The 18,203-nt window shown below is 66.6% G+C and carries 17 protein-coding genes; 12 read left to right on the top strand and 5 right to left on the bottom strand.

All coding sequences use genetic code 11. The features are described from left to right. Positions 1-12 precede the first annotated feature (12 nt). The gene (locus tag BMX57_RS14380; protein WP_092368465.1) at positions 13-651 is read right to left on the bottom strand and encodes a hypothetical protein; all 639 of its coding nucleotides are present in this window, start codon (positions 649-651) and stop codon (positions 13-15) included. Positions 652-923: 272 nt separating this feature from the next. Here BMX57_RS14380 and BMX57_RS14375 point away from each other — a divergent pair, with 272 nt between their 5' ends. From BMX57_RS14375 to BMX57_RS14370, 3 genes are all read left to right on the top strand, one after another. After that, positions 924-1,316, top strand: a complete 393-nt coding sequence (locus tag BMX57_RS14375; RefSeq protein ID WP_092368462.1) for a metallopeptidase family protein — start codon at positions 924-926, stop codon at positions 1,314-1,316. A gap of 163 nt (positions 1,317-1,479) precedes the next feature. Beyond that, a complete protein-coding gene (locus tag BMX57_RS20705; protein ID WP_177175463.1) occupies positions 1,480-1,635 on the top strand; it encodes a hypothetical protein in 156 nt (51 codons plus the stop codon). Further along, positions 1,632-2,078, top strand: a complete 447-nt coding sequence (locus tag BMX57_RS14370; RefSeq protein ID WP_092368459.1) for a group III truncated hemoglobin — start codon at positions 1,632-1,634, stop codon at positions 2,076-2,078. The genes BMX57_RS20705 and BMX57_RS14370 overlap by 4 nt, the downstream gene beginning before the upstream one ends. A 14-nt stretch (positions 2,079-2,092) precedes the next feature. Here the strand turns inward: BMX57_RS14370 and BMX57_RS14365 are convergent, their stop codons facing one another. After that, positions 2,093-3,751 carry an NAD+ synthase gene (locus BMX57_RS14365; RefSeq protein WP_092368456.1) on the bottom strand — a complete coding sequence of 553 codons (1,659 nt, stop codon included), beginning with the start codon at positions 3,749-3,751 and terminating at the stop codon, positions 2,093-2,095. A 159-nt stretch (positions 3,752-3,910) separates the two neighbouring features. On the opposite strand from BMX57_RS14365, the gene BMX57_RS14360 reads away from it, so the two are divergent. Both BMX57_RS14360 and BMX57_RS14355 read left to right on the top strand, forming a co-directional pair. Next, positions 3,911-5,323, top strand: a complete 1,413-nt coding sequence (locus BMX57_RS14360) for an MORN repeat-containing protein (protein WP_092368453.1) — start codon at positions 3,911-3,913, stop codon at positions 5,321-5,323. A 146-nt stretch (positions 5,324-5,469) separates the two neighbouring features. Further along, positions 5,470-6,504: a fatty acid desaturase gene (locus BMX57_RS14355; protein ID WP_092368450.1), complete on the top strand. Its 1,035-nt coding sequence runs from the start codon at positions 5,470-5,472 to the stop codon at positions 6,502-6,504. A gap of 18 nt (positions 6,505-6,522) precedes the next feature. Here the strand turns inward: BMX57_RS14355 and BMX57_RS14350 are convergent, their stop codons facing one another. Both BMX57_RS14350 and BMX57_RS14345 read right to left on the bottom strand, forming a co-directional pair. Further along, positions 6,523-8,049, bottom strand: coding sequence for a cryptochrome/photolyase family protein (locus BMX57_RS14350; RefSeq protein ID WP_177175462.1), 1,527 nt, complete (start codon positions 8,047-8,049; stop codon positions 6,523-6,525). Then, the gene (locus BMX57_RS14345; protein ID WP_092368444.1) at positions 8,046-8,711 is read right to left on the bottom strand and encodes an SDR family NAD(P)-dependent oxidoreductase; all 666 of its coding nucleotides are present in this window, start codon (positions 8,709-8,711) and stop codon (positions 8,046-8,048) included. Before BMX57_RS14345 ends, BMX57_RS14350 begins: the two co-directional genes overlap by 4 nt. A 301-nt stretch (positions 8,712-9,012) precedes the next feature. Between BMX57_RS14345 and BMX57_RS14340 the strand changes: the two genes are divergently transcribed. Beyond that, positions 9,013-10,587 (top strand): 2-isopropylmalate synthase, encoded by a 1,575-nt coding sequence (locus BMX57_RS14340; RefSeq protein ID WP_092368441.1) that lies wholly within the window; start codon positions 9,013-9,015, stop codon positions 10,585-10,587. 30 nt (positions 10,588-10,617) lie between these two features. On the opposite strand, the gene BMX57_RS14335 is transcribed toward BMX57_RS14340, so the two are convergent. After that, entirely contained in the window at positions 10,618-11,415 is a 798-nt protein-coding gene (locus BMX57_RS14335; RefSeq protein ID WP_092368439.1) for a 23S rRNA (adenine(2030)-N(6))-methyltransferase RlmJ, read from the bottom strand. Between the two features lie 154 nt (positions 11,416-11,569). Here BMX57_RS14335 and BMX57_RS14330 point away from each other — a divergent pair, with 154 nt between their 5' ends. The 6 genes from BMX57_RS14330 to BMX57_RS14305 all read left to right on the top strand — a co-directional run bounded on the left by BMX57_RS14330 (position 11,570) and on the right by BMX57_RS14305 (position 18,164). Further along, the gene (locus tag BMX57_RS14330) at positions 11,570-12,616 is read left to right on the top strand and encodes a rod shape-determining protein (protein ID WP_092368437.1); all 1,047 of its coding nucleotides are present in this window, start codon (positions 11,570-11,572) and stop codon (positions 12,614-12,616) included. A 65-nt stretch (positions 12,617-12,681) separates the two neighbouring features. Beyond that, on the top strand, positions 12,682-13,605 hold the full coding sequence (gene mreC, locus BMX57_RS14325; RefSeq protein ID WP_092368434.1) for a rod shape-determining protein MreC: 924 nt from the start codon (positions 12,682-12,684) through the stop codon (positions 13,603-13,605). Continuing rightward, entirely contained in the window at positions 13,598-14,137 is a 540-nt protein-coding gene (locus BMX57_RS14320; RefSeq protein ID WP_092368431.1) for a rod shape-determining protein MreD, read from the top strand. The genes mreC and BMX57_RS14320 overlap by 8 nt, the downstream gene beginning before the upstream one ends. Further along, a complete protein-coding gene (mrdA, locus tag BMX57_RS14315; protein ID WP_092368428.1) occupies positions 14,134-16,080 on the top strand; it encodes a penicillin-binding protein 2 in 1,947 nt (648 codons plus the stop codon). The genes BMX57_RS14320 and mrdA overlap by 4 nt, the downstream gene beginning before the upstream one ends. Then, on the top strand, positions 16,077-17,225 hold the full coding sequence (gene rodA / locus BMX57_RS14310) for a rod shape-determining protein RodA (protein ID WP_092368426.1): 1,149 nt from the start codon (positions 16,077-16,079) through the stop codon (positions 17,223-17,225). The genes mrdA and rodA overlap by 4 nt, the downstream gene beginning before the upstream one ends. Before the next feature lie 6 nt (positions 17,226-17,231). Next, positions 17,232-18,164 carry a 2-hydroxyacid dehydrogenase gene (locus BMX57_RS14305; RefSeq protein ID WP_092368423.1) on the top strand — a complete coding sequence of 311 codons (933 nt, stop codon included), beginning with the start codon at positions 17,232-17,234 and terminating at the stop codon, positions 18,162-18,164. Positions 18,165-18,203 lie beyond the last annotated feature (39 nt).

Genomic DNA, 18,203 nt, shown 5'->3' with positions numbered 1-18,203 from the left:
CTCGGGCGGCGCTCAATTCTCGTTGAGTTGCCGCTTGAGCCGGTCGAACGGGTCTTCGCGCATCTTCTCGGGCAGGTCGCCGCGCGGCTCGAAATCCGGCAGGTAGAGGCCACCGACCCAGCGTTCGGGCAGACGCGCGATCAGGCGCGTGATCGCGGCCGATGCCCGGATACCGCGGGCGCGCAGGCGCGCGGCGAGGTCGGGGCGGCGTGCCGCCAGCCGGTCATAGCCAGCGCGCAGCAACTCGGCGCTGCGATCATGGCCCAGTGTGAAATAGACAATGGCCGTGCAGGCCAGAACAAGCAGAACCAGCGCGGGGATCAGCCAAGGCCGGGCCAGCGTCACGGCCAGCGCCAGCACCAGCAGGATGTGGCTCCATTTCGGCTCATAGCGCAGGCGGAACCGGCGGCCTGTCCGGCGGGGTTTTTCGGTGGCCGCGGGCTCTTCGGTGACGATCTTTTCGAGGTCTTCGACATGCGCCTCCGGCGCGGCCTTGCGCAGGGCGGCGACGCGCAGTTCCTCGACCTTGTGGCGCTCCATCAGGGCGCGGATTGCGTCCTCGGTCACGGCGTCGTCGATGGGCCGCCCGGTCACCCGCATGTGCTCGGGGTGGTCGGACGAGAACTCGGACCTGTCGATGATTTGCTTCATGGCAAAACCTCAAGCGCAATAGTCACTTTTGCCGTCCCGCGATCTGCTGTCGCTTCCGGGATCCGGCCGGGTCTGCCCGAGACACATCAGCCCGCAGGGGGCGGACGTGTCACACTCATTTGACCTTTCCGCCACAATTGTGTGGAATTTCGGGCAAAAATGTGGCGCAAATCGGGCAAGTTGCCGAAATGCCACAGGTCTCGGAGCAGGCCAGGCAGCGCCTCGGGCGCCATGCGCCTTGCGTCCGCACCCGCGGCGGCGATAAGTGCCACATGCCCCAGGCGCCCAGCCTCGACCGGATCGAACAGATCGCACGCGACACCGTTGCGGCGATGCCGCCAGATGTGCGCCGGCTGGCCGAACAGGTGGCCTTGCGCGTAGCCGAATGGCCCGACCCGGACATGCTGCGCGATCTCGGGATCACGGATCCGCTGGACCTGACCGGGCTCTATGAGGGCATTCCCATGACCGAGAAGTCGGTCTTCGATCACCCCGTCGGGCCCGATGTGGTCTGGCTGTTCCGTCAGCCGATCCTCGCCGAGTGGCGCGACCGGGGCACAGTGCCGATCGAGGATCTGATCGCGCATGTCACCGTGCACGAGTTCGCCCACCATTTCGGCTGGTCCGACGCCGATATCGCCACGATCGACCGGTGGTGGGAGTAGACCGGATCGTGACCCGTCGGGTGCTGTGCGCATCTCCGGTATCAGGGCGCGCAGTATGCGATCGGTGAAACCGCTCAGTTGCGAGCACCTTAATTAGCATTTGCAATGCGTATTTACAGCGACTAGGTAATACGCATCAGAAATACCCATTAAAGGTTGAGCCATGAAAGTCTTCGAAGCGATCCTTTGGCCGGGAACCAAGGTCTGCCAGCGCCTGGGAATTGACCCCGAGTCGGATGCCGGTCTGATCCGCTGGCTGATCAACACGCTGGTCTACCTCGTCATCGGACTGGGCGTGGTCTGGATCGCCGCCGTATGACCATGCCGCCCCGCATCCCGGTCACCGAGGCGCAGATCGACCTCGTGGTGTCGGAATTCTATGCCCGTGTCCGCACGCACACCGAGCTGGGGCCTGTCTTTGCCGCGCATGTCTCGGACTGGCCGGCGCATGAGAAGAAGATCGCAAGCTTCTGGCGCAACGCCTTGCTGCTGCACCGCGGCTACGACGGCAACCCGATGCGTGTCCATCAGGGGGCGGGGAACGTGCAGCAGCGGCACTTTCCGCTCTGGCTTGCTCTGTTCGACACGGTTCTGGAGCAGGAGTTGCCGCAGCCCCTGGCCCGATCCTGGTCGGCCCTGGCCCATCGGATCGGGCGCGGGCTGAGCTACGGGCTTCCGGCGGAGGGGCGGCCGGGCGGCATCCCCAATCTGGGCGAGGCACTATCCGAGGCATCCGCGATCCCGGTCAGGTCCCATGAATGATCCGACGCCCGGCGTCAGCTCGGATCGCGCCAGCGGTTGACGATGGGATAGCGGCGATCCAGCCAGAAGGCGCGCGGGCTCAGGCGTGTGCCCGGCGCCGACTGGAATCGCTTGTATTCGCTCAGGTAGATCAGCCGCTCGACCCTGCGCGCGACCTCAGCGTCGAAACCGGCCGCGACGCAATCGGCGATCGAGCCGTCGCGGTCGACCAGGATTTCCAGCATCGCGTCCAGCTCGGGATAATCGGGCAGACTGTCGCTGTCCTTCTGGTCCTCGCGCAGTTCGGCCGAGGGCGGCTTGTCGATCACACGCGGCGGAATCACCTCGCCCGCCGGCCCCTTCATCCAATCCCGGTGATTGGCATTGCGCCAGCGGCAGGTCTCGAAAACCCGCGTCTTGTAGAGATCCTTGAGCGGGTTGTAGCCCCCGGCCATGTCGCCGTAGATCGTGGCATAGCCCACCGCCACCTCGGACTTGTTGCCGGTGGTCAGCAGCATCTCGCCGAACTTGTTGGACAGCGCCATCAGCAGCAGGCCGCGCAGGCGCGACTGGATGTTCTCCTCGGTCAGCCCCGGCTGGGTGCCCTCGAAGAGCGGCGCCAGCGTGTCGGTCACCGCCGCCCGGGCCGCCGAGATCGGCACATGGTCATAGCGCGCGCCCAGCGCCCGCGCCACGGCATCGGCGTCCCCAAGCGAATCCGCGCTGGTATATTCCGAGGTCAGCATCACGCAGCGCACGTTGTCCGGCCCCAGCGCATCGGCGGCAATCACCGCCACCAGCGCCGAGTCCACGCCCCCCGACAGCCCCAGCAACACCTTTCCGAACCCGGTCTTGCCGCAATAGTCGCGCAGGCTTTCCACCATCGCGCGGTAATCCTGCTCCCAGGCATCCGGCAAGGGCGCGATGTCACCGGGGACGATGCGCCAGCCGGCCTCGCCCCGCTCGAGATCCACATGGGTCACGACCTCGTCAAAGACCGGCATTCGCAGCGCCAGCTCGCCGCCGGGGTTCAGCCCGAAGCTGCCGCCGTCGAAGACCTGGTCATCCTGACCGCCCACCATGTTGAGATAGATCAGCGGAAGGCCGGTCTCGACCACCCGCGCGATCATGTGGTTGAGCCGCACGTCCGTCTTGTCGCGGTAATAGGGCGAGCCGTTGGGCACCAGCAGGAACTCGGCCCCGGTTTCGGCCAGGGTCTCGGCCACGTCCTCGTGCCAGGCGTCCTCGCAGATCGGGCTGCCGACGCGCGTGTTGCCCACCGCATAGGGCCCGCCAAGCGGCCCGGCGTCGAAGACGCGCATCTCGTCGAACACCGTCTCGTTGGGCAGGTGATGTTTCAGCACCGCAGCCGAGACCTGCCCGCCCTTCAGGATCAGGTAGGCATTGCAGAGATCGACGCCCTCCAGCCAGGGACCGCCGACCGCCAGCGCCGGCCCGTCGGCGCATTCCTTTGCCAGCGCGCGGGTCTCGGCGATGGCGGCCTGGTGAAAGGCCGGTTTCATCACCAGGTCCTGGCAATTGTAGCCGGTGATGAACATCTCGGGCAGCGCCACCAAGTCGGCCCCTGCATCACGCCCCTGTTCCCAGGCCGCGCGCGCCTTGGCGGCGTTGCCAGCGAGATCCCCGACAACCGGGTTCAGCTGCGCGCATGTGATGCGGAAACGGTCGGCCATGCCAGCCCCCTTGCCCTGTCCTTCGGTCCTGCCATTTAGCAGATCCCGGCCCAAGGGGAACCCTGTGGCGGCAAAACACGTTGCCCCGGTCGCCCGGGTGCCGTAATTTTGCCCGCAACAGGGCAGGATCGGCACCAGGCCGGTCAGACAGGGGCATAGATGGACGGCATCCGCAACATGATCGGGCTCGTCGCCGCGCTGGCGCTTTCGGGTGCGGCGCAGGCGCAGGACGGGCAGGTTCTGACCACGCAGGACGACATCGGCGGCGTCTACGAAGGCACGTTCCGCGGCGGACTGCAGCACGGCGTCGGCACCTACCGGCTGCCCAACGGCTATGAGTATACCGGCGAGTGGGTCGAGGGCGAGATTCGCGGCACCGGCACGGCCCGGTTCCCCGACGGTTCGGTCTATGAGGGCGAGTTCGCCAAGGGCAAGCCGCACGGTCTGGGCAAGATCGCGTTTTCCGATGGCGGCACCTATGAGGGCGAATGGCAGGACGGCGCGATCCACGGCCAGGGCGTCGCGGTCTATGCCAACGGCGTGCGCTACGAGGGCCAGTTCCAGAACGGCAAGCACCACGGACGCGGCGTGATGCAAAGCCCCGGCGGTTATGTCTATGACGGCGAATGGGTGCTGGACAAGAAACAGGGCCAGGCCACGATCACCTATCCCGACGGCGCGGTCTACGAGGGCGAGGTCAAGGACGGCAAGCGCCACGGCGAAGGTACGCTGACCCTGCCTGACGGCCTGACCTATGTCGGTCAATGGGCCGAGGGGCAGATCAACGGCCAGGGCCGCCTGACCCAGCCCAACGGCGATGTCTACGAGGGTGAACTGGTGGCCGGCCGGCGCGAGGGCAAGGGCAAGGTCACCTATGCCAATGGCGACGTCTACGAGGGCGAGTTCGCCGATGACCGCCGCCACGGCCAGGGCACCTTTACCGCCACCGACGGCTATACCTATACCGGCTCCTGGGTCGCCGGACAGATCGACGGCACCGGCAAGGTCACCTATCCCGACGGGTCGGTCTATGAGGGCGAGTTCAAGGCGGACCTGGCCGACGGCACCGGCAAGATCACCTATCCCGACGGCTCGACCTACGAGGGCGAATGGGTCGCCGGCGTGATCGAGGGCGAGGGCGTGGCCACCTATCCCAACGGCATCGTCTACAAGGGCGCCTTCCGCAATGCCCGCAACCACGGCTACGGCGTGATGACCTATGCCGACGGATACCGCTATGAGGGCGAGTGGCAGGACGGGCTGCGCCACGGTGAAGGCAAGGCCACCTATCCCGACGGTTCGGTCTATACCGGCACCTATGTCGAGAACCAGCGCGAGGGCCAGGGCGAGATCGTCATGGGCAACGGGTTCAAGTATTCCGGCACCTGGGAGAACGGCAAAATCAGCGGCTACGGCACGGCGACCTATGCCAATGGCGACGTCTACGAGGGCAATTTCCGCAATGGCAAACGCCAGGGCGAAGGCACCATGCGCTATGCCACCGGCGCCGAGGAGACCGGCGTGTGGGAAAACGGCGCGCTGACCGACGAGGCGCCCGCGGACGACGGTTGAGACCCCGGCCTTTCCCCGGGAAAAGGTTTTTGCGATTCCCCTCCAACTGTCGTTGGCCCGCCGCTGCTTTGCTGTTAGATTGCGCGAGTTCGCGGCACGGGCACTCCTGCCCGTGAACTCCGCCAATAACGACAACAAGCAGGCCCATGCCCGATCTCAAAACCACACACCGGCACCGACCCGGGCCGCGGGCTGCCCGCGACTGGATCAAGATCCTCTCGGAATACCGCGACCCCGACACGCTGCGCAGCTCGTTCGAGCTGGCCGTGACCATCGGGCCGTTCGTCTGCCTCTGGGGGCTGGCATGGTGGTCGCTTGGCGTCAGCTACTGGCTCACGCTGGGCGCGGCGCTGCTGAACGCGGCCTTCCTGCTGCGCCTGTTCGCCATTCAGCACGATTGCGGTCACGGGGCGTTTTTCCGCAACCGCACCGTAGGTGACTGGCTGGGCCGGGTGATCGGCGTACTGACCCTTACCCCATATGACGTTTGGCGGCGGTCGCATTCGATCCACCACAGCGCCTCGGGCAACCTGGGTCGGCGCGGCATCGGCGACGTGCACACGCTGACCGTGGCCGAGTATCGCGCGATGACCCCGCTGAACCGGCTGATCTACCGCCTCTACCGGCACCCGATCGTGCTGTTCGGGCTCGGGCCGGGTTATCTGTTCCTGGTGCAGAACCGCGTGCCGCTGGGCTTCATGGCCAAGGCCCGCTACTGGGTCAGCGCGATGGCGACCAATGCCGCGATCCTGATGGGGCTGGGCGCGATCCTCTATCTCGGCGGCTGGATGCCGATCCTGCTGATCTTCCTGCCCACCACGCTGCTGGCCGCCACCGCCGGCGTCTGGCTGTTCTACGTTCAGCACCAGTTCGAGACGACGCAATGGGACGACGAGGCCGACTGGCAACTGCACGAGGCCGCTCTGCACGGCAGTTCGCATTACGTGCTGCCCTCGGTGCTGCAATGGCTCAGCGCGAATATCGGCATCCACCATGTCCACCACCTCTATGCCCGGATCCCGTTCTACCGCCTGCCCGACGTGTTGCGCGATCAACCCGAACTGGCGACCGGCAACCGCATGACCATCCGCGAAAGCCTGGTCAACGCGCGGCTGCACCTGTGGGACGAGGACTCGCGAAGGCTTCTGTCCTTTGCCGAGGCAAGGACCGTCCGACCTTAGGGCACCACCGCCCGGCGCTCAGACCACCTCGCCGGAATCCAGCCGTGCCAGGACAGTCTCGGCGCCGTCCAGAACCGCCCGCCGCTTCTCGTCGTCCATCCGGTCCCAGGTGCGATACATGTTGGCCATCCGAGGGTTGCCCTCGAACCTGTCTCGGTGCCGGTCGAGGAAATGCCAGTAGAGCAGGTTGAACGGGCACGCCTCCCGCCCGGTCTTGGCCTTGACCGAATAGGCGCAGTCGCCGCAATAGTCCGACATCCGGTCGATATAGTTTCCACTCGACACATAGGGCTTCGACGCCACGATCCCGCCATCGGCGAACTGGCTCATGCCCACCGTGTTCGGCGCCTCGACCCATTCGAAGGCATCGGCATAGACCGCCAGATACCACTCATGCACCTGATGCGGGTCAATCCCGGCCAGAAGCGCGAAATTCCCCGTCACCATCAGCCGCTGGATATGGTGGGCATAGGCCTCGGCCCGGGTCTGCGCCACCACTTCGCCCATGCAGCGCATCCGCGTCTCGCCGCCCCAGTAGAGCCAGGGGAGATCCCGCGCGTGGCCCAGCGCATTGCGGGATGCGTAATCACGCCCCTCCAGGAAATAGATCCCGCGCACGAATTCCCGCCATCCCAGGATCTGCCGGATGAACCCCTCGGCGGCGTTGAGCGGCACGTCGCCGGCCCGCCAGGCTTCCTCGGCCGCCCGGCAGACCTCCAGCGGGTCCAGCAGGCCGATGTTCAGGCTGGGCGAGATCACCGCGTGGTAGAGCCAGCGCTCGCCCCGCATCATCGCGTCCTGGTAGTCGCCGAAACGCGGCAGCGCATGCCGGATGAAATGCGCCAGCGCCCGCTTCGCCTGCCCCGGTTCGGTTGCGAAGGCAAAGGGGCGCAGGTCGCCGAAATGGCCTCCGAACCGCTTCTCGACCAGGTCCAGCACCTCCTCGACCGCCGCGTCGGGGGTGAATTGCATCGGACCCTTGTGGTCGATCCCCTCGGGCGGCGGCTTGCGGTTCTCGGAATCATAGTTCCACTTGCCGCCGGCGGGCTGGTCACCTTCCATCAACAGCCCGGTCTTGCGGCGCATGGCGCGATAGAAATACTCCATCCGCAGCGCCTTGCGCCCGCTTGCCCAGTCCTCGAAATCCGCGCGGCTGGCGATGAACCGATCATCGGCGTGGAACACCACCTTCAGCGGACAGTTGCGCAGCGCATCGATCAGCCGCCATTCGCCCGGTGTCGTGGCCAGCACCTCGTCCGCGCCGAATTCCTCGGCCCGCCGCAACAGCTCGCCGCAGATCGATCCCGACGCGTCGGGATCGTCGAGCGCGGTATAGGCCACGCGCCACCCGGCCGCGCGCAGCCGCGCCGCATGCTTGCGCATCGCTGCCAGCACCAGCGCGATCTTCTTGGGATGATGTCTCACATAAGTGGTTTCATCGGCAACCTCGGCCATAACCACCACATCACGGTCCCTGTCCGCCGCGCGCAGGGCCGACAGCCCGTCGCTCAGCTGATCGCCCAGGACAAGAACCAGCCGCGTCACCACGGCACCGTCTTGCCCGCCCAGTCGAAGAACCCGCCGGTATCATCCGGGCCCAGACCGTCGATCACCGACAGCAGGTTGCCCGCCGCCTCGGCCGGTTCAACCGCCGGATGCCGGCCCAGGTATTTCGCGGTGAACGGGGTTGCCACCGTGCCGGGATGCAGCGCCACGCAGACAGCATGCCGATGCGTCCGCGCCAACTCGATGGCGCCGGTATGCACGATCTGGTTCACCGCCGCCTTGGCCGCACGGTAGCTGATCCAACCGCCCAGCCGATTGTCCCCGATGGATCCCACCCGCGCCGAGAGCACCGCGAAGACTGCTCGCCGGTCCCGCGGCAAGAGCCGCCCCGCCTCGCGCAGCACCAGGGCCGGCCCGACGGCATTCAGCGCGAACTGGTCCATCATCGCCTGCGCCCGGATCGCGCGAACCGACTTCTCCGGCTCGGCCCCATCGATCTCCAGCGCGCCCGAGGCAACCAGCACCAGGTCGAAAGGATCGTCCAGGCCGCCCAGCACGCGCGCCACGGACTCCTCATCCGTCAGGTCCAGCCCGTCGCCCGACCGCGACAGGCCCAAAACCCCGACGCCCCGCGCCTCCAGCGCCGCCGACAGCGCGCGCCCAATGCCGCCCGACGCTCCGATCACCAATGCCCGTTCCATACGCCTCAGCTAGACGGGCCGAACCGCCCTTCAAGACTTCATCTTTTTCCAAATACTCAAAGACCGACACTGCCGCCCACGCCGGGGGCCGGAAAATTCGCCCTTCCCTTCCCGCCTGCCCGATGTATAGACTGACGGCATGACGCAGAACGCCCATATCGTTTCCGACATCGCCCCCCGGGGCGCGGCGCTGCGTGGCCTCCTGATCCTAATCCGCCTCTGAGCGTGCCCGCCGGCGCGCCCGCTCAGAGGACAGGCTTGCGCGCCAAGAGGCCCTAGGACAGACACGAAAGTTATCCACATGACCAATTCCATCGACAATGATCGCGTCGTGATCTTCGACACGACCCTGCGCGACGGCGAACAAAGCCCCGGCGCCACCATGACGCATGAGGAAAAGCTCGAGATCGCCGAACTGCTCGACGACATGGGCGTCGACATCATCGAGGCCGGGTTCCCCATCGCCTCCGAGGGCGATTTCCGCGCCGTCGCCGAGATCGCGAAGCGCAGCAAGGACGCGGTGATCTGCGGCCTCGCGCGCGCCCAGCTGCCGGATATCGACCGCTGCTGGGAGGCGGTGAAGAATGCCGCGCAACCGCGCATCCACACCTTCATCGGCACCTCGCCGCTGCACCGCGCCATTCCCAACCTGAACCAGGACGAAATGGCCGAGCGCATCCACCAGACGGTGACCCACGCCCGCAACCTCTGCGACAACGTGCAATGGTCGCCGATGGACGCGACCCGCACCGAATGGGACTACCTCGCCCGCGTGGTCGAGATCGCCATCAAGGCGGGCGCCACCACCATCAACATCCCCGACACCGTGGGATATACCGCCCCGGTGGAGTCGGCCGACCTGATCCGGCGGCTGATCGCCGAGGTGCCGGGCGCCGAGGACGTGGTCTTCGCCACCCATTGCCACAACGATCTGGGCATGGCGACCGCCAACAGCCTCGCCGCCGTGGCGGGCGGCGCGCGGCAGATCGAATGCACCATCAACGGGCTGGGCGAACGCGCCGGCAACACCGCACTGGAAGAAGTGGTGATGGCGCTCAAGGTCCGCGGCGACATCATGCCCTGGCACACGCGGGTGGACAGCACCAAGATCATGCATATCTCGCGCCGGGTCGCCACCGTCTCGGGCTTTGCCGTGCAATTCAACAAGGCCATCGTCGGCAAGAACGCCTTTGCCCACGAATCCGGTATCCACCAGGACGGGATGCTCAAGAACGCCGAAACCTTTGAGATCATGCGGCCCGAGGATGTGGGCCTGACCGAATCGAACCTGGTGATGGGCAAGCATTCGGGCCGCGCCGCGCTGCGTGACAAGCTGAACCAGCTCGGGTTCGAGGTGGGCGACAACCAGCTCAAGGACATCTTCGTTCGGTTCAAGGAACTCGCCGACCGCAAGAAGGAGGTCTACGACGAGGATATCGTGGCGCTGATGCGCCTCGGCGAAGACCCCGAGAACGACCGGCTGCAGATCGTGTCGATGAAGGTGGTCTGCGGAACCGGCGGCCCGGCCGAAGCCACGGTCGAGATGGAGATCGACGGCAAGGACGTGTCGGCGACCGCCCAGGGCGACGGTCCGGTGGACGCCACCTTCAAGGCGGTCCGCGAGCTTCATCCCAACACCGCCAACCTGCAACTCTACCAGGTCCACGCGGTGACCGAGGGGACCGATGCGCAGGCCACGGTGTCGGTGCGGCTGGAAGAGGATGGCATGATCGCCACCGGCCAGTCGGCCAACACCGACACGGTGGTGGCCAGCGCCAAGGCCTATGTCAACGCGCTCAACCGCCTGCTGGTGCGCCGCGAGAAGACCGGCCCCGGCTCGGACGCACGCGAGATCTCCTACAAGGACGTGTCCTGAACCCGCCGTAGGATGGGGTTCAACCCCATCCTACGCACCATTCCCGAAGTCCGCTTCGGGAAACAGCGTGGCAACGTGCGCCGCGGCCTCGCCAAAGCCAAATGGCGCATTGACCACGAAGATGCCCGATCCGACCATCCGGTGTCCCTCCCGCGCCGGCGGGAACCGCACTTCATGCCGGATGCTGCCGGGGAAGTCCGACGCCTTCAGCGCCGTCAGCATCTCGTCATGGCGCGCATCGGTCAGGATCGGATACCACAGCACGATCACCCCGACGTTCCACTTGCGGTGCAGCGCCGCGATCCGCTTCGGCATCGCCTTGTAATCGCCGGGAAGTTCATAACTGGGGTCGATCAGCAGCAATCCCCGGCGCGGTGTCGGCGGGCAGATCGACATCGCAGTCTCGAACCCGTCTGCGGCATGCAGTTTCGCGGCAAAACCGCGCATCGCCCGCTCCAACGCCGCATGTTCCTGCGGGTGCAGCTCGGCCAAATGCAGGCTGTCCCGCTCCCGCAGCAGCGCGGCTGCGACGCGCGGGGATCCGGGGTAGGCATCCGGACCCTCGGCCCGGCGCACCGCGTCCAGCGCCCGGCGATAGGGGTGATCCGGTGCAAACCGCCGCTCCATCGCCCCGATACCCGCCGCCGCCTCACCGGTCTTCAGCGCCTCGGCGGCATCCAGGCGGTAGAGCCCGCGCCCGGCATGAGTCTCAAGAAAGCTCAGCGGCTTGTCCTTGGACGTCATGTAGTCCAGCATCCACGCCAGCAGCGCGTGTTTGTGCACGTCCGCCAGGTTGCCGGCGTGGTAAATATGTTGATAGGACAGCATCTTGCCTTGACCTTGGACCGAGGAAAGCGGTTTGGCGCTGACTCCAGCGGATTCGGGCCTTTTACACAAGGCTTCTCCGCCCTATAAGTCATTCAACCTGCGTCCGTCGAGTCGTGGGAGATAGCGATAATTCGGCAAGCAGGATCACACCAAAATGGGGCTCTTCGGAAACTTGGGCGGCTTGTTCTCGTCGGACATGGCAATCGACCTCGGCACGGCGAACACGCTGGTCTATGTCAAGGGACGCGGCGTGATCCTGAGCGAACCATCCGTGGTCGCCTATCACGTCAAGGACGGCGTCAAGAAGGTACTGGCCGTGGGCGAGGACGCCAAGCTGATGCTGGGGCGCACCCCCGGCAGCATCGAGGCGATCCGGCCGATGCGCGAGGGCGTCATCGCCGATTTCGACACCGCGGAAGAGATGATCAAGCATTTCATCCGCAAGGTGCACAAGCGGTCGACATTCTCGAAACCCAAGATCATCGTCTGCGTGCCGCATGGCGCCACGCCCGTCGAGAAACGCGCGATCCGCCAATCGGTGCTGAGCGCCGGCGCGCGCCGCGCCGGTCTGATTGCCGAACCGATCGCGGCGGCCATCGGCGCGGGCATGCCGATCACCGATCCGACCGGCAACATGGTCGTGGACATCGGCGGCGGCACCACCGAAGTGGCGGTGCTGAGCCTTGGCGATATCGTCTATGCCCGCTCGGTCCGGGTCGGCGGCGACCGCATGGACGAGGCCATCGTCAGCTACCTGCGGCGGCAGCAGAACCTCCTGGTGGGCGAGACCACCGCCGAGCGGATCAAGACCACCATCGGCACCGCGCGCATGCCCGATGACGGGCGCGGCGCGTCGATGCAGATCCGCGGGCGCGACCTTCTGAACGGCGTGCCCAAGGAGATCGAGGTCAGCCAGGCCCAGATCGCCGAGGCGCTGGCCGAGCCGGTGCAGCAGATCTGCGAGGCCGTGATGACCGCGCTGGAGACGACCCCGCCCGACCTGGCCGCCGACATCGTCGACCGCGGCGTGATGCTGACCGGCGGCGGCGCTTTGCTGGGCGATCTCGACCTCGCGCTGCGCGAGCAGACCGGTCTGGCGGTGTCGATCGCCGACGAAAGCCTCAACTGTGTTGCCCTAGGGACCGGCAAGGCGCTGGAATACGAGAAACAGCTGCGCCATGCGATTGACTACGACAGCTAGCACGCGCACCCTTTGCACTGGGGTCCGACCCCACCAGCCGGGCGGTCCCTTCGAACAGGAGTCCGATGGCACGGGACAGATCACAGCGCGATGACTTTGCCGGCCCCCTGCGGCGCCTGCTGCTGGGTGTCGTGCTGCTGTGCCTGGCCGGGATCTTCCTGATCTGGCGCATCGACAGCCCGCGGGTCGAGCGGTTCCGCGCTCAGGTCACGGATGCGGTCGTGCCGTCGATGGACTGGGCGATGGTTCCGGTGACGGCGACGATCAACCTGATCCGCGATTTTCAGAGCTATCAGCGTCTGAGCGAACAGAATCGCGAGCTGCGCAGCGAACTGCGCCAGATGCGCGCCTGGAAGGAGGCCGCGCTGCAGCTGGAGCAGGAGAACGCGCGCCTTCTGGATCTCAACAATGTGCGGCTGGATCCGCGCCTGACCTATATCACCGGGGTGGTGATGGCCGATAGCGGGTCACCCTTCCGGCAGTCCGTGCTGCTCAATGTCGGCGCGCGCGACGGCATCGTCGATGGCTGGGCGGCGATGGACGGGATCGGGCTCGTGGGACGGATCTCGGGCGTGGGACGGAACTCGGCCCGGGTGATCCTGCTGACCGACGCGGCCAGCGCCATACCGGCGACCATCCAGCCCTCGGGGCAGACTGCGCTGATCGCGGGCGACAATACGGCCGCCCCGGCGATCGACTTCCTGGAGAACCGCGAACTGGTGCGACCGGGCGACCGCGTGATCAGCTCGGGCGACGGCGGCGTGTTTCCGGCCGGCCTGCTGATCGGCCAGGTGGCGCAGGATCCCGCCGGGCGGCTGCGGGTGCGTCTGGCCGCCGATTACGAACGGCTGGAGTTCCTGCGGGTGCTGCGCCACCCCGGCGCCCGTCCGATCGAGACCCCCGGCGGCATCGTCGCGCCCGAACGCCCGGCCCCCACGGGCGACACAGCGCTTGCTCCGAACCTGCCGGAGGTACCCACCGATGGATAAGCTCTCGTCCTCGCGGATCTGGATGATGCGCCTGGTTTATGCCGGGCTGGCGCTGGTGATCATGTTCTTCCACCTGCTGCCGCTCAGCACGCTGCCCAACCGTTGGACGCCGCCGGATCTGCTGATCGCGCTCACCTTCGCCTGGACCATGCGGCGCCCGGATTTCGTGCCGATCGCCGTCGTCGCAGCAGTGATGCTGGCCGCCGATCTGCTGCTGCAACGGCCGCCGGGCCTGCTGGCGGCGCTGGTGGTTGCCGGCTGCGCCTTTCTCCGGCCCCGCACCGTCGGCCAGAGCGAGGCGGGCTTTGTCGGGGAATGGTTCGCGGTGGGCGTCGTGCTCGTCGCCATAACCCTGGTCAACCAGCTGATCCTTGTCGTCACCGACAGCGGGACCGCGCCACTGGTGCTGGTCCTGTTGCAGCTGGTGCTGACCATTGCCGTCTACCCGCTGGTCGTGTTGGCCAGCCAGGTGCTGTTCGGGGTGCGCCGGCTTGCGCCCTCGGATGCCGGCGCGATGGGGGCGCGGTCATGAAACGCAACCCCCGCGATATCGAGGCGACACACCGCAAGCTCAGCCGCCGCGCCCTGTTGCTGGGCGGCGCCCAGGCGGCGTTTGTCGGCGCGCTGGCGATGCGCATGCGCTACATGCAGGTGGACCAGGCCGACCAGTTCCGCCTGCTGGCCGAGGAGAACCGGATCAACATCCGCCTGATCCCGCCGACCCGGGGCGAGCTGTTCGACCGCAACGGGGTGATCCTGGGCCAGAACGTGCCGTCCTATCGCATCATCATCGTGCGCGAGGATGCCGGCGACGTGGACAAGGTGATCTCGGACCTGTCGCGCCTGATCGAGCTGCGGCCCGAGGATGTCGAACGCGCCCGCGCCGAGATGCGGCGCTCGCCGCCGTTCCTGCCGATCACCCTGGCCGACCGGATCACCTGGGAGGAGATCTCGAAGGTCGCGGTAAACGCCCCGGCCCTGCCAGGCATTACGCCCGAGGTGGGGCTGACCCGGGTTTATCCCTGGCAAGGCGATTTCGCCCATGTCATCGGCTATGTCGGCCCGGTCAGCGACTATGACCTGAGCAAGATGGAGGATCCCGAACCGGTGCTGCGCATCCCCCGGTTCCAGATCGGCAAGGTCGGGCTGGAGGCCAAGCGCGAGGACATCCTGCGCGGCAAGGCCGGCGCCAAGCGGGTCGAGGTCAACGCCACCGGCCGCGTCATGCGCGAGCTTGACCGCCAGGAAGGCCAGCCCGGCGCCGATCTGCAAATGAGCGTCGATGCCAAGCTGCAGCACTATGTTCAGGCGCGTCTGGGCCGCGAAAGCGCCGCGGTGGTGGTGATGGACTGCGAAACCGGCGACCTGCGCGCGATCGCCTCTTCGCCCAGTTTCGATCCCAACCTCTTCGTGCGCGGCATCTCGGTGGCCGACTACCGGGGCCTGACCGAGGACCCCTATCGCCCGCTGGCCAACAAGACCGTGCAGGGCACCTATCCGCCGGGTTCGACCTTCAAGATGATCACCGCGATGGCGGCGCTCGAAGAGGGGATGATCGAGCCCGAGGAAACCGTCTATTGCCCCGGCTTCCTCAAGGTCGGCAGCCGTCGGTTCCACTGCTGGAAGCGCGGCGGGCACGGACACGTGAATCTCGAGACCTCGCTCAAGCGCAGCTGCGACGTCTACTACTACGACCTGGCGCTGAAGGTCGGGATTGACCGGATCTCGGCGATGGCCAACCGGTTCGGCCTTGGAGTCAGGCACGAGTTGCCGATGTCGGCGGTGGCCGACGGGCTGACGCCGACCCAGGACTGGAAACAACGCGTGTATGGCGAAGGCTGGTTGATCGGCGACACAGCGAACGCCTCGATCGGCCAGGGCTTCATGCTGGCCTCTCCGCTGCAGCTGGCGGTGATGTCCGCGCGCATCGCCACCGGGCGCGAAGTTGCGCCACGGCTGGTCAAGTCCATCAACGGGATCGAGACGCCGCTGATCCGCGGCGGATCCCTGGGCTTGAACGAGAACAACCTGCGCAAGATGCGCAAGGCGATGTATGCCGTGTCGAACGACCGGCGCGGCACCGCCTACCGCTCGCGCATCATCGCCGAGGGGCTGCGCATGGCCGGCAAGACCGGCACCAGCCAGGTGCGCAACATCACCGCCGCCGAACGCGCCGCCGGGGTGATCAGCAACGAGGATCTGCCCTGGGAACGCCGCGACCACGCGCTGTACGTCTGTTTCGCACCGTTCGAGGCCCCTAAATACGCGGTTTCCGTCGTCGTCGAACATGGCGGCGGTGGATCGCGGGCCGCGGCGCCCGTGGCGCGCGACGTGCTGTTGCAGGCGCTCTATGACGGCACGCCCCCGCTTGAGGCCTATCCCAAGGGCGACCGCTCGCGGATCCAGGCCCAGCAGGAGCGCCTTCAGCGCGAGGACCGCCCGACGCTGGATACCGACGGGAACGACCGGGCATGAGTTATCTCGAATATAACGTCAAATCCACGCCCACCGGCCTGCGCAAGATCCTCTACATGAACTGGCCGCTGACCCTGCTTCTGGCCAGCGTGGCGGGGGTGGGGTTCCTGATGCTCTACTCGGTGGCCGGCGGATCCTACTCGCCCTGGGCCGAACCGCAGATGAAGCGGTTCGCGCTGGGACTTGCGGTGATGACCGCCGTGGCGCTGGTGCCGATCTGGTTCTGGCGCAACATGGCGGTGGTGGCCTATTGCATCTCGATCCTCCTGCTGCTGGCGGTCGAACTGTTCGGCACCGTGGGCATGGGGGCGCAGCGCTGGATCGACCTGGGCTTCATGCGGCTGCAACCCTCCGAATTGATGAAGATCACGATGGTGATGCTGCTGGCGGCCTATTACGACTGGCTCCCCGGGCAGAAGACCTCGCGCCCGATCTGGGTCCTGATCCCGGTGATGATGATCCTTTTGCCCACCTTCATGGTGCTCAAACAGCCCGACCTCGGCACCGCGATCCTTCTTCTCGCTGCGGGGGGCGGGCTGATGTTCCTGGCAGGCGTACACTGGGCCTATTTTGCCGCCGTGATCGCCTCGGGCGTGGGCGTGATCGTTGCGGTGTTCAAGAGCCGCGGCACCGACTGGCAGATGCTCAAGGACTACCAATACCGGCGCATCGACACGTTCCTCGACCCCTCCACCGATCCGCTGGGGGCGGGCTATCACATTACCCAGTCCAAGATCGCGCTGGGATCGGGCGGCTGGTCGGGGCGCGGATTCATGCAGGGCACGCAATCGCGGCTCAACTTCCTGCCCGAGAAACACACCGATTTCATCTTCACCACCCTGGCCGAGGAGTTCGGCTTCATCGGTGGCTTCTCGCTGCTGCTGCTCTATTCGCTGATCCTGTTGTTCTGCATCGCCACAGCGCTGGCCACGCGCGACCGGTTCTCGTCACTGGTCACGCTGGGCATCGGCATCAACTTCTTCCTGTTCTTCGCGGTCAACATGTCGATGGTGATGGGCTTGGCCCCCGTCGTCGGCGTGCCGCTGCCGATGGTCAGCTATGGCGGCTCGGCCATGCTGGTGCTGATGGCCGCTTTCGGAATCGTCCACAGCGCCCATATTCACCGCCCCCGCCACCGCGTCTGAGGTGCCATGACCGCCAACATCCTGTTCTCCGCCCGCCCGGCGCTGTGGCCGGTCTATCGCCCGCTCCTGTCCCGCGGTCTCGAAGAGGCCGGCGTCGCGGCGGCGCTGGACACCGATCTGCCGCCGGACGAGGTCGATTATGTGGTCTACGCGCCCAATGGCGGGCTGTGGGATTTCACTCCGTTCACCCGGCTCAAGGCGGTGCTCAGCCTGTGGGCCGGGGTCGAGACCATCGTGCCCAACCCGACACTGACCGTTCCGCTGGCGCGCATGGTCGATACCGGGCTGACCGAGGGCATGACAGAATGGGTCACCGGCCATGTGCTGCGCTACCATTTGGGGATGGATGCCCATATCCGCGGGCTGGACGGTCAATGGCGGCAGGACGTGCCGCCGCTGGCGCGCGGCCGCCGCGTCACCGTGCTGGGGCTGGGCGCGCTGGGTGCAGCGGCCGCCAGCACGCTGGCCCGGCTCAACTTCGACGTCAGCGGCTGGAGCCGCTCGCCCCGCGAGATCGACGGCGTCACCTGCCTGCACGGCCCCCAGGGGCTGGAGCGCGCGCTGTCGACCGCCGAAATCCTGGTTCTGCTACTGCCCGACACGCCGGCCACCGAAAACACGCTCGACGCCCACAGCCTGGCCCTGCTGCCGCGCGGCGCGCGCATCCTCAACCCGGGCCGCGGTGCCCTGATCGACGACGCGGCCCTTCTGGCAGCCCTGAACAGCGGCCAGGTGGCCCATGCCACGCTGGACGTGTTCCGGACCGAACCGCTGCCGCCCGAGCATCCCTACTGGGCGCACCCGCAGGTCACCGTGACCCCGCATATCGCTTCGGAAACCCGTCCCGAAACCGCCGCGCAGGTCATCGTCGAGAACATTCGCCGCGGCGAGACCGGCGATGGGTTTGTGCATCTCGTCGACCGCGATCTGGGCTACTGAGCCATTTTCATCTTTTGAAAAATACTCCCGCCGGAGGCC

Source organism: Cribrihabitans marinus, from assembly GCF_900109035.1.
In the GTDB taxonomy this organism is placed as follows: Bacteria; Pseudomonadota; Alphaproteobacteria; order Rhodobacterales; family Rhodobacteraceae; genus Cribrihabitans; species Cribrihabitans marinus.
Note: the sequence above shows the minus strand (reverse complement) of the source record. Positions and strands in the feature narration are given on the sequence as shown.